Here is a 14,373-nt window from a genome sequence, read left to right as displayed (position 1 = left end):
TGAAAGTGGCCGCATTCGACAATGTCTACATCCCCTACGGCGGCTACTGGTCGACGCCGTTCTGCAAATGGCAGGGCAGCTTCGCCACGCTGCCGCCGATTCCGTTCGCCGCGGAGATGACCCGCAGGGCGCTCGAGGAGCGAGAGATCGACCGCAAGCGGATCGACGGCCTCTGTCTGGGGCTGACGATCCCGTCGCACCATTCGTTCTACGGCGCACCGTGGCTCGCCGGCCTGGCCGGTCTCGAGACGCTCACCGGACCGACGATCAACCAGGCCTGCGCGACGTCCGCCCGTTGCGTCGCCCTGGGCGCCCAGGAGGTCGCTACCGGCCAGTCGAAGGTTTTTCTCGCGGTGGCCGCCGACCGCACGAGCAACGGCCCGCACGTCTACTACCCGAACCCCGCCGGTCCGGGCGGAACGGGTGAGCACGAGGACTGGGTCCTGGACAGCTTCGGTCACGACCCCTTCGCCAAGAACTCGATGATCCAGACCGCGGAGAACGTGGCGAAGGAGGCCGGCATCAGCCGCGAGGAACAGGAGGAGCTCACGCTGCTGCGCCACCGGCAATATCAGCGGGCGCTCGCCGACGGCGCCGCTTTCCAGCGCCGGTACATGCTCCTTCCCGTCGAGGTCAGGGATCCCCGCGGGCGGAAGGTCGTGGCGACCGTGGAGGGAGACGAAGGGGTCTATCCCACCACGCGAGAAGGGCTCCAGAAACTGAAGCCGGTTCTTCCCGGAGGAACGGTCACCTTCGGCACCCAGACCTACCCCGCCGACGGCAACGCCGGGATGCTGATTTGCGGCAAGGAGGCTGCCAAGGAGCTGAGCCGCGATCCCGCCATCGAGATCCGCGTGCTCGCGTTCGCGCAGGCCCGCGTCGGCAAGGGGCTGATGCCGATGGCCAACGTTCCCGCCTCGCGGAAGGCCCTCGAGGCGGCGGGCATCGACGTCGCGGACCTCACCGCCGTGACGACCCACGTGCCGTTCGCCGTCAACGACGTCTACCTGGCGCGCGAGCTGGGGATCGACCCGGAGAAGATGAACCGCTACGGATGTTCGCTCATCTGGGGCCACCCCCAGGGCCCGACGGGTCTGCGCGCCCTGATGGAGCTGATCGAGGACCTCGCGGGCGCGGGCGGGGGTTACGGCCTGTTCACGGGGTGCGCCGCGGGCGACAGCGCGGCGGCGCTGGTGATCCGAGTGACCGTGCACTGAGAAATCGGAGGAGGGCGACCGATGGAGTACTTTGCTTCGAAGCCGGCGGAAGAGTTCGACTTCAAGGATATCCTCTACGAAAAGCGGGACATGGTGGCGAGGATCACCATCAACCGGCCGCACGCGTACAACGCCTACACGACGAACACCCTTCGCGAGCTGACGGCCGCCTTCACCGACGCCTCGCACGACGACAAGGTCGGGGTGATCGTGTTCACCGGAGCGGGAGACAAGGCCTTCTGCACCGGAGGCGACGTCAAGGAGTACGCCGCCGTCTACACGCAGCGCCCGCGGGATTACTGGAAGTACATGAGCCTGTTCAGCCGCTACATCGAGAGCATCGTGAAAAGCGGCAAGGTGACGATCGCCCGGCTGAACGGCATGGCGGTGGGCGGCGGCAACGAGTCCCAGCTCGCTTGCGACCTGGCGGTGATGGCCGACGACACCTACATCGCCCAGGTGGGGACGAGCGTGGGTAGTGTCGCCTGTGGCGGCGCGACGCAATGGCTGTCGATCCATGTCGGCGACCGGCGGGCGCGCGAGATGCTGTTCCTGAACCCGCGGATTCCGGCCAAGCAAGCCCTCGAGTGGGGTCTGGTCAACCGGGTGGTCCCGCGGGAGAAGCTGGACGAAGCGGTCGACGAGATCGTCGAGAAGTGCCTGGACAAATTCCCCGAGTGCACGCGCTACACGAAGGCCCAGATCAACTTCTGGAAGGAGATGGCCTGGCACCAGACGATCGCTCACGCCCAGGACTGGCTCAGCCTCCACTTCGCGTGCCTCGAGCCGTACGAAGGCATGCGCGCATTCGTGGAGAAGCGGCGCGCGGACTACCGGGGGGTGCGCCGGCGTGCGGCCGAGGGGGGGAGCAGCGAGTTCTTGTGGGGTCCGTACCGGCACGAGTGCGGAAAGTGCGGCGCGAAGGGGATCCCCGCGGAGTTCCGCTACTGCGGCCAGTGCGGGGCCGAGCTGTCGCGGGAGTGACCGGCGGAGGCCGGCATGGATCTCGGACTCGAAGGAAAGGCGGCGCTCGTCACGGGAGGCGCGGGCGGGATCGGCCGGGCGATCGTGCGAGCTCTCCTCGACGAGGGGTGCCGCGTCGCCGTTCTCGACGCCGAGGGACGCGCGGCCGCCGCCTGCCGCGAACTCGATCCCGGCGGGGAGGCCACCGTCGCGCTCGACGCGGACGTGACGGACTTCCAGGGCGCCGAGCGCGCGGTCGGCGAGGCGAAGCGCGCCTTCGGGCGCCTCGACATCCTCGTGTGCTGCGCCGGCATCACGCGCGACCATGTCTCGTGGAAAATGCCGGAGGAAAGCTGGGACGCCGTGCTCGCCGTGAACCTCAAAGGAGTGTTCAACTACAACCGGGCGGCGGGACGGCTCTTCAAGGAGCAAGGGAGCGGCCGGATCGTCAACATCTCTTCGATCAACGGCCTTCGCGGCAAGTTCGGCCAGGCGAACTACTCGGCGTCCAAGGCGGGCGTGGTGGGTCTCACCCGGACGATGGCGCGCGAGCTGGGCCGTTACGGTGTGACGGTGAACGCCGTCGCGCCGGGAATGATCGAGACGGCGATGGCCCGCAGCGTGCCTCCGGAGTTCCTCGAGGAGGCGCGCCGGGAGGCGGCGCTCGGGCGTCTGGGGGCGCCGGAGGACGTCGCCTGGGCGGTGGTTTTCCTCTGCTCGGACCGTGCCCGGCACATCACCGGCGACGTGCTGAAAGTGGACGGGGGACAGATCACCTGACCGGCGGCCGCCGGCGGGTAGCCCGGAGGGGACGATGGAGACGCGGCAGGAAGTTCGGCTGACGGTCGACGAGGGTATCGCAAGGCTCACGCTCGCCGCCCCGCCCCTCAACATCCTCACGGCCGCGCTGATGCGCGAGCTGGACGCGGCGCTCCGGCGGGCGGGCGAGGATCGGGAGGTCAAGGCCGTGGCGCTGGCCGCGGAGGGGCGGGCCTTCAGCGCCGGCGCCGACGTGGGCGAGCACCGCCCGGAACAAGCGCGCGACATGATCGCCGCGTTCAGCGCGCTGTTCGACACCATCGACGCGCTGGAAGTCCCGCTGGTGGCGGCGGTCGGCGGGGCGGCCCTCGGCGCGGGGTTCGAGCTCGCGATGTCGGCGGACATCGTGGTCGCGGCCGACTCGGCGAAGTTCGGCCAGCCGGAGATCCGACTCGGCTTTTTCGCCCCCCTGGCGGTCGCGCGCCTGCCGTACCTCGTGGGGCCCGCGCGCGCGGTCGAGATCACCGCGACCGGAAGGACCTACACCGCTGAAGAGATGCACCGGATGGGACTCGTGTCCCGGGTCGTCCCGCGCGACGGGTTGGATGCGGCCCTCGAGGAGGTCTTGGCCGATCTCCGCCGCGCGAGTCCTCTGGTGATGCGCATGAACGTCCGGCGGATCCGCGCGCAGATGCGGGCGGCGACCGAGGCGCGCCACGAGGCCGAGCGCCGATTCCTCGACGAGTTGATGGCCACGGAGGACGTGCGGGAGGGGATCGCTTCGTTCTTCGAGAAACGGGCGCCGCAATGGCGAAACCGCTGACGATCCCGGGAGGACGGTGAGCGGATGCGGATCCTGATCGTCGGAGCGGGAGCGCTGGGCGGACTGGTGGGCGCGCACCTCGCCGAGGCAGGCGAGGATGTGGTGCTGCTGGAGATCAACCAGGCCCGCGTCCGGCTGCTCTCCGAGGAAGGGTTGCTGATCTCGCAGGAGGGGCAGCCGGAACGGCGGGTGCACCTCCAGGTCGTTTCTTCGCTCGACGGCATCGAACCGGTCGATCTCGTGTTCATCTCGGTCAAGAGCCATCAGACCGAGAACGCGACCCGCGCCGCGCTCCCCGCAGCCAAGCCCTCGACCCTCTTCCTGTCGATGCAGAACGGTATCGGCAACACGGAGACGATGGCCGGGATCGTGGGACCGGAGCGGGTTCTCTGCGGGATCACGTACCACAGCATTCAGCATGTCGGCCCGAACCGCCTTCGCTACCGCGCCGGCATCAAGCCGATCCAGATCGCCCCCTACGACCGCCGGATTCGGCCCGAGGTCGAGGCGGTCGGCGAGGTGTTCCGCCGCGCGGGCCTCGAGACGAATGTCGTCCCCGACATCGACCACGTGATCTGGCAGAAGCTCCTGCACAACGCGGTGGTGAACCCCACGTCGGCGGTCACGGGCCTCACCTGCCGCGAGATGCTGGCCGACGAGGACCTGATGGCGTTCATGCGGGCGCTTTGCGACGAGATCGTGGCGGTCATGCGCGCGCGCGGGGTGCCGATCGTGGACGAGGAGGATCCGTTCCGCCCGGTGATCGGCTCGCTGAAGGCGCTGGGAAAGAACCGCCCGTCGATGTGGCAGGATCTCGCCCGCGGGCAGCTCACCGAGATCGACGCGATCAACGGCGCCATCGTCAAGGAGGCACGGCGGCTGGGGCTCGACGCGCCTCACTGCTGGGCGCTGACGCGCTTCATCCACTCGCGGGAACGCCAGAAGATCCTGAAGAAACGGGAGATGGCGCAGAGGGTCGAGCAAGCGGCGGCCCGCGCGGCGCGGCCCGGCCCGGCCCGGCCGCTGCGCGCCGGGGCCGGAGGGGGGATGCCGGAGGGGCGGGTGCCCCTGCGGACGGCGCCCCGGCTCAAGGAGATGGTCCGGGCCTACTACCGGGACCTGGCCGAGGCCGACCGCGACCCCAAGCGCCGCGTAGCCTGCTGCTCCACGCTGGGACCGGTGGAGATCGTTCGCGCCTTCGGATACGTCCCCTACTTCCCGGAAAACCACGCGGCCCTGATCGGGGCGAGCCGCCAGGCGAGTCGCTACATCCCGCGCGCGCTCGCCGAGGGGTTCACCCAGTTCGTCAACTCGGGCATGGCCTGCGACATCGGGGCCCTTCTCGCCGGGGACAGCCCCCTGGTGACCGCGTACGGGATCGATGGGCCGCCGCGGCCGCAGGTGGCGGTCTACAACACCGCCGACGGACTCAGCCTGATCCCCTGGTTCGGATTCTACGGCGAGCACTACGGCATCCCGGTGCTCGGCCTCCACCCCCCGGCGCTGCTCGGGACCGTCGAACCGCTCGATGTGGATGCCGCCGTCCAGCAGCACCTGCGCCTGATCGAGAGGCTGGAGAGGCTGACGGGAGAGAAGCTGGACATGGACCGGCTGGCGGAGGTCACCGCGCACAGCGCGCGCGCCGCCGCGCTGTGGGAGGAGATCATCGAGCTCGGCGCACACGTTCCCTCGCCCCTGACGCTGTTCGATCTCTTGGTCCACATGGCGCCGATCGTGATGATGCGCGGGACGCCCGAAGCCGTGGAGTACTACGAGATCCTCAAGGCGGAACTGGAGGACCGCGTCGCCCAGCGCATCGAGGCGGTCCCGGGAGAGCGGCACCGGCTGTACTGGGAAGGCCCGCCGGTGTGGGGCGCCCTCCGCGTGCTCGCCAAGCTGTTTCTCGATCACAAGGCGGTCGTCGTCGCGTCGACGTTCTCGGGCAAGTTCGCCCTCACCGGTATGGATCCGGACAACCCGATCGAATCGCTCGCGCGGACCTACACGAGTGTTTTCACCAACAGGTCGGACGACTACAAGGCCGATTTCCTGATGACCGAATTCGAGCGGTTCGGCGTCGATGCCGTGGTCTACCACGACGGGCGGACCACGCCCGAGTACAGCAACGTCCGTTACGGACTGGGGGCCCGCGTCGCCCGGAGGACGGGCCTCCCGTCGCTGTTCCTGGAGGCGGACAGTCACGACCTGAGGCTCTTCTCGATCGACGGCATCCGCCGGCAGCTCGAGGATTTCATCGACGGCCCGGCGCGCCGCGAGGGCGCGCGGGCCGGCCGGGGGGGTGCCGATGCCTGATCGGAGCCATCGGTTGGGTGCGGGGATCGACGCCGGGACCGAATGCGTGAAGGCGGTCGTCGTCGAGCCCTCGGGACGGATCCGGGGTCGCGCCGTCGTCCCGACCACCGGCTACTTCGAGACCGCCGCTCAGGCGGCGCTTGCCGCGGCGCTCGAGGACGCGCAGCTCGACCTCGGCGATCTCGCGGTGGTGGCGGCGACAGGGTTCGGGGCGGAGTGCGTGCCGAACGCGGTGGTGACCGTCGCAGAAACCGCGGCGCACGCGAGGGGAGCCTTCGCCCACCGCCGTTCGCCGATGACGGTGATCGACATCGGGGGCCGGGATCCGAAAGCGATCACGGTGGATGCGCGCGGCCGGCGGGTGGACGCGCGCACCACGCGGCGCTGCGCCATGGGAATCGGGACGTTCCTCGCGTTCACCGCCCGCCATCTCGACGTCCATCCCTCGAGGCTCCAGGAGCTGGCGGCCACGGCGGAGTCCCCGGCGGTGATCAGCAGCTACTGTTCCGTGTTCGCCGGTACGGAGGTCCTCGAGCGGCTGCGGAACGGAGCCCGACGGGAGGAGATCGCCCTCGGATGCATTCACTCGATCGCCGAGCGCATCATCGAGATCGGCGCCCTCGAACCGCCGCTGGTGGCGACCGGAGGTGTTCCGGAGTACTTCCCAGGTGTGGTGCGGGAGCTCTCGCGCCTGCTGGGCTCGGAGGTGGAGGTGATTCCCGAGCCCATCGTGGCCGGGGCGGTCGGTGCGGCTCTCCTTGCCCTGGAGGCGGGAGAGGGAGAGAGGAAAGGAGGCGACGGTGCCGCGCAAGCCTCTTCGTAGCACGGACCTGCTGCGCCGGGTGATGGGGGACTACTTTCGCGCCCTCGGCGAGGCCGCCGAGAAGCGCTCGGCGCCCGTCGCGTGGTGCACCAGCGTCGGGCCGGCCGAGTTGCTGCGGGCGCTCGGCTTCGCCGTCTATTTCCCCGAGAATCACGGAGCGATGCTGGGCGCGTCGCGCCGGGCCAACCGGACGATGCCCCACGCGCACGCCCTCGGCTACTCTCCCGACATCTGCTCGTATCTGACCAGCGACATCGGGGCGTACCTCTGCGGGGAGACCCCGCTCGCCGCCCACGGCCTCAACGGGATTCCGCGCGCCGACGTTCTCGTCTACAACACGAACCAATGCCGCGAGGTGAGGGACTGGTTCGAGTTCTACGGCCGCGAGTGGGGCGTTCCGGTGATCGGCGTCGACTCGTTTCGGGCCCTGGAGACGATCGACGACTCGCACGTCGATGCGGTGACCCGCCAGCTCGAGGCCCTGGTCCCCACCCTCGAGTCGGTGGCCGGTCGCCGCCTCGACGCCGCCGCCCTCGAAGAGACCGTTCGATTGGCGAGGGAGTGCAGCGATCTCTGGAAGGCCTGCCTCGACACGGCCGCGGCACGCCCCGCTCCGCTGACATTCTTCGACGGGACGATCCACATGGGGCCGGCCGTGGTTCTTCGGGGCGCGCCCGAGGCGAACCGCTACTACCAGGCGTTGCTGGCCGAGCTCCGCGAGAGGGTGGACGAGGGGGTCGCGGCGGTGGAAGGCGAGCGCTACCGCCTCTACTGGGAGGGCATGCCGATCTGGGGCAAGCTGCGGAGCCTTTCCGAATTGTTCGCTTCCCTGCGGACGGCGGTGGTCGCCTCGACCTACTGCTCGAGCTGGGTGTTCGACGCGCTCGACCCCGGCGACCCGCTGCGCTCCATGGCGCGCGCTTCGCTGGAGCTTTTCATCGCGCGCGCGGAGGCCGTCAAGGAGCGGTATCTGGAGGAGATGTGCCGGCGGTTCAGCGTCGACGGGGTGCTGTTCCACGACGCGCGAACCTGCCCGCACAACTCGAACACCCGATTCGGCATGCCGCGGCGGTTCCAGGAGCGGACGGGCATCCCCACGATCGTGGTCGACGGCGATCTGAACGATCTGCGCTGCTTCTCCGAAGAGCAGACGAGAACGAGCCTCGAGGGGTTCGTCGAGCAACTCGAGGAGGCGGCGGCGGGCCGCCCGGGGGGCGCCGCATGAGCCGGTTCGGCGGTGTCGATTGCGGCTCTTGGTTCACGAAGGCCGCCGTGATCGACGCGTCCGGAAACCTTCTCGGCCGGGCGGCCGTCCGCACGGGCGCGGACATCCGCTCCGCGGCACGCCGCGCGCTCGACGAGGCGCTCGCGGCCTCGGGTCTTTCGGACGGGGACCTTTCCTCCGTCTGGGCGACGGGCTTCGGCCGGGACAACGTCGACTTCGCCGACGGGCGCCGCACGGAGCTGGATTGCCACGCCCGCGGCGTGGCGCACTACGTTCAGGGTCCGCTGACGATCGTCGACATCGGCGGACAGGACACCAAGGTCATTCGGCTGGACGAGAAGGGACGCCGCGTCTCGCACAAAATGAACCGCAAGTGCGCCGCCGGCACCGGCAGCTTTCTCGACGAGATCGCCCTCCGCCTGGAGGTCGACGTCGGAGAGCTCGACGGGATCGCCCGGGAGTACCGGGAGGATCTGGAGCTGGGGAGCTTTTGCACGGTGTTCGCCGCCACCGAGCTGCTGGCCGCCATCCGCCGGGGGACGCCGCCGGCCGATCTGGTTCGTGCGGCCTACCGCTCGCTCGTCAAGCGCGTGCTGGCGATGGATGTCTTCCGGGGAGAGGTGGTCGCGACCGGAGGAGTGGTGGCGCATCACCCGATGGTCGTCGAGCTGATGGAGGAGAGTCTCGGGGTGCGCGTCACCGTTCCGCCGCACCCTCAGGAGATGGGAGCTTTCGGCGCGGCGCTGGCGGCGCGGGCCGCCGCGCAGGCCGGCGCGCCGGCCAGGGCCGGAAGGGAGGACGAAGAGTGAGTGCCGACGGAGGACCGGTGGCCCGGCACAGCCCCGCGCGGGCGGCGGTTCGCGAGAACGACACGGTCCGTTCGTCGCTCGAGCCGGCGGGCGCCCCGGAGCCGATCGGTTCGATGCTGGCCCGGAACGCCGCCCGATTCGGGGAAAAGGCGGCCGTGCGCCACCGCTCCGGGGAGGGGTGGAGCGAGCTGACGTGGGCCCGGCTCGCGCTCGACGCGGCGCGGCTCGCCCGCTTCATGGAGGACGCGGGACTGCGGGCCGGCGAGCGGGCGGCGGTCATTTCGCGGAACCGCGCCGAGATGATCGTCACCGAGCTGGCGGTGATGGGTCTCGGTGCCGTGTACGTGCCCATCTTCGCCGGTTACGGGACGGAAGAGATCGGCCGCTTGCTCGAGCATGCCGCCCCCCGCGTGCTGTTCGCCGGCGGGCCCGAAGAGCTGGAGAAGGTACCGCTCGATCGCAGGCCGGAGGTGGTCGTGGACTACAGCGGTCGCGCCTCGGGCGGGGCCGTCCCATTCGCGGAGGCGCTGGCTCGCGCGGCGTTCTCCGACCCGGGGGATGCGGAGGTGCGGCGCTTTCTCGAGCGTGCCGCCGCGGTCGACCCGTTCGAGCCGTGCCTGATGATGTACACGTCGGGGACGACCGGAAGGCAGAAGGGCGTGCTGCTCACGCACGACAACATGCTGTCGCAGCAGCGCGCGCTGTCGATGCTGTGGGACGTGTCGGAGAACGACCGCTTCCTGAGCTACCTTCCCTGGCACCACAGCTTCGGCGGGATCTTCGAGAAGACGACCGCCCTGTACAACGGAGCCCTTCTCACGCTCGACGACAGCCTTGGAAAGGATTTCGACCGGCTGCTCGAAAACTGGAAAGAGGTCAAGCCCACCGTCTACTTCAGCGTTCCGAAGGTGTACCAGCAGCTCTATGACCACGTGGTCACCCACCCGGAGCAGGAGCGGGAGGTGTTCCACGAGGAACTGCGGTTCGTGTTCACCGCGGCGGCGCCGCTGCCGGAGTCGATCTCCCGTTTCTTCGCCGATCGGAAGATTCCGGTCCTGGAAGGGTGGGGACTCACCGAAACGTCCCCCTGCTGTACGATCACCGACATGGCGGAGAGTCGCAGCATCCCGGGTGTGGTGGGGTATCCGATTCCCGGCGTCGCAATCCGGATCGCGGAGGACGGCGAGATCCTCGTCCGCGGGCCGAACGTCATGCGGGGCTACTTCCGCGACGAAGAGGCGACGCGGAAAGCCCTGCCCGGTGACGGGTGGTTCCACACCGGCGACCTGGGAGAGTTCTACGGGAAGGCCCTGAAGCTCGTCTCGCGCAAGGACAGGGTTTTCAAGCTGCTCAACGCCGAGAAGGTCGTGCCGACCTTGCTCGAGAACAAGCTGGCCGGCATGAACCCCTATATCCGTCATGTCATTGTCGTCGGGAGCGGGCAGGACTTCCTCGCGGCATTGATTTTTCCCAACTATTACCTCATCCGGGAGCGGTTCGGCGACGACATCGAGCGGGCCGAGCGGGAGGTGAGGGAGTCTCTGCGGAAGACGATCGAGGCGTTCAACGCGGAGCACCCGGTGAAGTACGAGCGCATCCGCGCGTTCGCCGTCGTCAGCCGGGAACTCACCGTCGACGACGAGGAGTTGACGCCGTCGCTGAAGGTCCGCGTGAAGAACGTCCTGGACCGCAACGAACCGGTGATCGACGCGATCTACGACCCGTCCAGCGATTGCGATTGCCGGTTCCTGCGGAAGGTATTCCGCCTGGTGCCCGACTCGAGAAAGTGTTTCCTGGGCAAGGACAAGACCCTGGACCAGTGCCACACCTGCGGGCGTGTCGTCTTCGCCGAGGGCGCCCCGGGTGTCGGGGAGGGGAGCGTCGGATGAGTACGGGAAAGGACGGTCGCTGCGAAGCCTGGGTGATGACGGCGCCGCAGGCGCCGCTGGAGCGCCAGGAACGGCCCCTGCCGGAGCCCGGCGCGGGCGAGGCGCTGGTCGAGGTCGCCGGGTGCGGCGTGTGCCACACCGACGTGTCGTTCCTCTATATGGGAGTGCGGACCCGGAAGGACCCGCCGCTCGTGCTCGGGCACGAGATCAGCGGAACGGTCCTGCAGGTGGGGGAAGGGGTCTCGGCCGGTCTCGTCGGCCGGCCGGTCATCGTGCCGGCGGTGCTGCCGTGCGGGCGATGCGACCTCTGCACCCGGGATCAGCGGCGCATCTGCCGCAAGCAGGTGATGCCGGGCAACGACAGGGACGGCGGCTTCGCGTCGCATGTCTGCGTGCCGGCGCGCTTTCTCTGCCCCGTCCCGGAGGCGGCGCTGGCGCGCCACGAACTGTGGCAGCTCGCCGTCGTGTCGGATGCGGTCAGCACCCCGTTCCAGGCGGTGCGCCGGGCCGGGGTGAAGCGGGGCGACCTCGCGATCTTCATCGGCGTCGGGGGAATCGGCGTCCACGGTGTCCAGGCGGCGGCCGCGAGCGGGGCGCACGTGATCGCGCTCGACGTCGATGCCGCGAAGCTCGAGCAGGCGATGACGGCCGGCGCGGACTCCGTCCTCGACGTCTCGGGAATGAGCCCGAAGGAAATCCGGAAACAGGTCGCAGCGCACGCCGCGCAGGCGGGCGCGCCCGCGCACATGTGGAAGATCTTCGAGACCTCCGGAACGGCAGCGGGCCAGGAAACCGCGTTCGCGCTGCTCGGATTCGGCGCCACGCTCGCCGTCGTCGGTTTCACGATGGACAAGCCGAGCGTCCGGCTGAGCAATCTGATGGCGTTCGACGCGACCGCGTTCGGCAACTGGGGCTGTGATCCGCTGCTCTATCCCGAAATCCTCGAATGGGTCGCGGACGGCCGGATCAAGATCGAACCGTTCGTCGAGCGGCACCCGCTCGCCGAGGCGAACGCCGTGCTCGAGGCCGCCCACCACGGGCGCCTGTCGCGCCGCGCCGTCCTCGTCCCGGCGTAGGCTGCGGCCGCTCGCACGCACGGCGCCCCGGACGGGAGTCCGGTTCGCGCCGTGCGTGCCTTCGCATCCCGCCGTCCGTTCCCCCCTTCCCGTGGCCGGGTTCCGCGGCGCCCGGCCCGGCCCCTGGCCCCGAGCCTCCGCAGGCGTCGCTGTCGGTTCGGTCGGACCCGGGAGGTGCAGCTCGCGTCGCCGGCCCCGCGCGATGCGTCCTTTCGCACCCCGCCGCTCGCCGCCCCTTCCCGTGGCCGGGCGCCTCGGGCCCGGACCCTGCGCGATTCACGGGCAGGTCAGCCTCGCCTCGTCCCGCAGCGGATCGCCCCAGGTGCCGAGGAGGCAGGGATCGGTCTTGGCGCGGACGAGGTAGTACGTACCGTCGCCGGCCGGCGGGATCTCCGGCACCTCGAGACTCGTGGCGGCCACGCGCCAGGCGAGGCAGCTCGCGCGGCCGAAGTCTCCATCCGCACGGAGCTCGCTCGTCGTTCCGTGCAGGACGTCGTAGACATCGGCCGAGGGCTGGGCAGCCCACGAGAGAATCGTCTGCCCCTCGAACGCGACGCCCGCGACCTCGCCCGGGGTCGTCCCCGGTCCGGGCGGGCAAGCCGTCTGATCCTGGCAATCGATCGCCGCATCGCAATTGTCGTCGGTGCCGTTGACGCAATCCTCGAGCGCTCCTGGATTGACCAGGGGATCGGAGTCGTCGCAGTCGTTGCCCGCGCAGGTGCTGTAGTGATCGGCGTCCGTGTCGGTGCAGTTGCAGCCGATCCTGGTGAAGTAGATCCGGTACGGCGCAGCGGGATCGGCTGCCTGCTTGTCACGCCACGCGACGCCGAATTCGCGCCCGTTCCAGGCGATCGCCGGGTCGCTGGATGACCGCCGCCCGCCGGTCGTCACCGGCAACGGCGGTCCGACATCGTCGCCCGACGCGTCGATCCTCTGGAAGAACAGGTCCCCGTCGATCGTTCCGCTCAGCGCCTCGCTGTAGACGAGGCCGTACTCGGCGCCGGTCCACGCCGGCCGAGCGGGCACGCGATAGATTCCATGGTACGCGTCGTTGCAGCAGGTCACGCGGATGTCCCCGGGCGGATCGATCTTCTCGCCGCCGCTGGTGAGGCGACACATGTAGACCTCCGTGTAACCGATCTGGGAATCGCGGGCGTCCGCCCAGACGGGCGCCCACTCGCCCGAGGCCCAGGTGACCGACGGCCCGGTCTTGTAGGAGGCGACATCGGTGACGAGCAGCGGCGTGCCGTCCAGGGCAGTGCCGTCCTCCGCCATCCGGCGGAAGTAGATCGCGTCCGTGCGAAACAGGACACCGAACAGATCGCCGTCGGAGTCGAGACCCGCCCCTGACGAGGGCAGGTGACTGACGAGGGACCCACACGCAAGCCCGTTCCTGTCGCTCCGGTCGACCAGGTCGAGCTTCACCTCCCGGGTCTCGTCGGACCAGCTCGTGCGCAGACATCCGAAAACCTGGCCGTTCCAGGAGACGAACGGGTACCCGTGGTCGAACTTCGAGGCGGACTCCGGGCAGCCCGCCTGCGGATACCGGCGCTCGGAGCCGGCAGCCGAAAGGTCGCGATGGAACCGGCGGAACTTGACCCACGTCTCGCCCGCGTAGCTCTGACAGTCGCCGAGATCCAGCGCCTGCTCGTTCCACGACACGCCCAGCTGACGGCCGGTCCAGACGGCCGAGAGCGACCCGCTGTTGACACCGGTTTCGGGAAAGCCCGCGAGACGGACGGGAGATCCGAGCACGTTCCCCGTGCGGTCGAGGCGCACACCGTAGAGACTCGAGCAGTGCCCCTCGGGCTGGGTGAGGAAAAGAACGATCCACGAGTCGCCGGCCCAAACGACCTGGGTCGCGGCCGGTCCGATCACGCTGATGCCGGGGCTCGCGAGCCGGAACGGCTGGACGACCTCGGGATTGTCGCAGGTCGTGTCGCAATCGGGCGCGTCGTCGATCAGCCCGTTGCAGTCGTTGTCGGCGCCGTCGCAGACCTCCGGGGCGCCGGGATGAGAGTTCGGATCGTCGTCGTTGCAGTCGGCGACCGCTCCGCACCGGGCGGGCCGGAGAAAACCGTCTCCGTCGAGGTCCTCGCAGGCGGGAAAGTCGGCGGCGAGGACGGCCGCCTGCAAACAGAACGCGAGCAGCAGCCGGCAGAGCGCCTTCGCGCCATCGCCTCCCGGAGACCTTCTCGGTGACATCGTCCCTCCCCGGCGGCGGCCGCAGTCGGCGCGGAGAGGGTCGACGTGGGGAAGCGGCACCCACACCCTCCGCCGGGCGGGCACCGGCCGCGCGCCGGAAACCTACCCCTACCGCTCGCCGGGGACAACCGGGCCGGTCGCAAGGTGCGCTCGAGGAGCCGGAACCCGCCGGGCCCTCGAAGAATCGCCTGCCGGCGCCGGGAGGACGGCTGTGCGGGAGCGGGACGCGGATCCCCGGCTCGTGCCCCCGGATCGGGCCTGGGTGGCGGCG

11 protein-coding genes and 1 pseudogene are annotated in these 14,373 nt (G+C 69.7%); 10 read left to right on the top strand and 2 right to left on the bottom strand.

Features of this window, described 5'->3' with window-relative positions; all coding sequences use genetic code 11:
* Positions 1-5 precede the first annotated feature (5 nt).
* From D6718_10840 to had, 10 genes are read left to right on the top strand one after another with little or no spacing between them, the layout of a single operon-like run.
* Positions 6-1,217 (top strand): thiolase family protein, encoded by a 1,212-nt coding sequence (locus D6718_10840; protein ID RMG43920.1) that lies wholly within the window; start codon positions 6-8, stop codon positions 1,215-1,217.
* Between the two features lie 21 nt (positions 1,218-1,238).
* The gene (locus tag D6718_10835) at positions 1,239-2,201 is read left to right on the top strand and encodes a hypothetical protein (protein RMG43919.1); all 963 of its coding nucleotides are present in this window, start codon (positions 1,239-1,241) and stop codon (positions 2,199-2,201) included.
* Between the two features lie 15 nt (positions 2,202-2,216).
* A complete protein-coding gene (locus D6718_10830; protein ID RMG43918.1) occupies positions 2,217-2,960 on the top strand; it encodes an SDR family oxidoreductase in 744 nt (247 codons plus the stop codon).
* 34 nt (positions 2,961-2,994) lie between these two features.
* Positions 2,995-3,762, top strand: a complete 768-nt coding sequence (locus tag D6718_10825) for an enoyl-CoA hydratase/isomerase family protein (GenBank protein ID RMG43917.1) — start codon at positions 2,995-2,997, stop codon at positions 3,760-3,762.
* A gap of 24 nt (positions 3,763-3,786) precedes the next feature.
* Entirely contained in the window at positions 3,787-6,075 is a 2,289-nt protein-coding gene (locus tag D6718_10820) for a 2-dehydropantoate 2-reductase (GenBank protein RMG43916.1), read from the top strand.
* The gene (locus D6718_10815; GenBank protein ID RMG43915.1) at positions 6,062-6,898 is read left to right on the top strand and encodes a 2-hydroxyglutaryl-CoA dehydratase; all 837 of its coding nucleotides are present in this window, start codon (positions 6,062-6,064) and stop codon (positions 6,896-6,898) included. Before D6718_10820 ends, D6718_10815 begins: the two co-directional genes overlap by 14 nt.
* 22 nt (positions 6,899-6,920) lie before the next feature.
* Entirely contained in the window at positions 6,921-8,123 is a 1,203-nt protein-coding gene (locus D6718_10810; protein RMG43969.1) for a 2-hydroxyacyl-CoA dehydratase, read from the top strand.
* Positions 8,120-8,932, top strand: a complete 813-nt coding sequence (locus tag D6718_10805) for an ATPase (GenBank protein RMG43914.1) — start codon at positions 8,120-8,122, stop codon at positions 8,930-8,932. The genes D6718_10810 and D6718_10805 overlap by 4 nt, the downstream gene beginning before the upstream one ends.
* Entirely contained in the window at positions 8,929-10,821 is a 1,893-nt protein-coding gene (locus D6718_10800) for a hypothetical protein (GenBank protein ID RMG43913.1), read from the top strand. Before D6718_10805 ends, D6718_10800 begins: the two co-directional genes overlap by 4 nt.
* The gene (gene had, locus D6718_10795; GenBank protein RMG43912.1) at positions 10,818-11,897 is read left to right on the top strand and encodes a 6-hydroxycyclohex-1-ene-1-carbonyl-CoA dehydrogenase; all 1,080 of its coding nucleotides are present in this window, start codon (positions 10,818-10,820) and stop codon (positions 11,895-11,897) included. The genes D6718_10800 and had overlap by 4 nt, the downstream gene beginning before the upstream one ends.
* Positions 11,898-12,173: 276 nt before the next feature.
* On the opposite strand, the gene D6718_10790 is transcribed toward had, so the two are convergent.
* Positions 12,174-13,172, bottom strand: a complete 999-nt coding sequence (locus D6718_10790) for a hypothetical protein (GenBank protein RMG43968.1) — start codon at positions 13,170-13,172, stop codon at positions 12,174-12,176.
* Between the two features lie 690 nt (positions 13,173-13,862).
* A pseudogene (locus D6718_10785) lies at positions 13,863-14,102 on the bottom strand (hypothetical protein).
* Between the last annotated feature and the right edge of the window lie 271 nt (positions 14,103-14,373).

The sequence above is a fragment of the Acidobacteriota bacterium genome, assembly GCA_003696075.1.
GTDB lineage: Bacteria > Acidobacteriota > Polarisedimenticolia > J045 > J045 > J045.
This window is presented reverse-complemented; position numbering and strand designations above follow the sequence as displayed.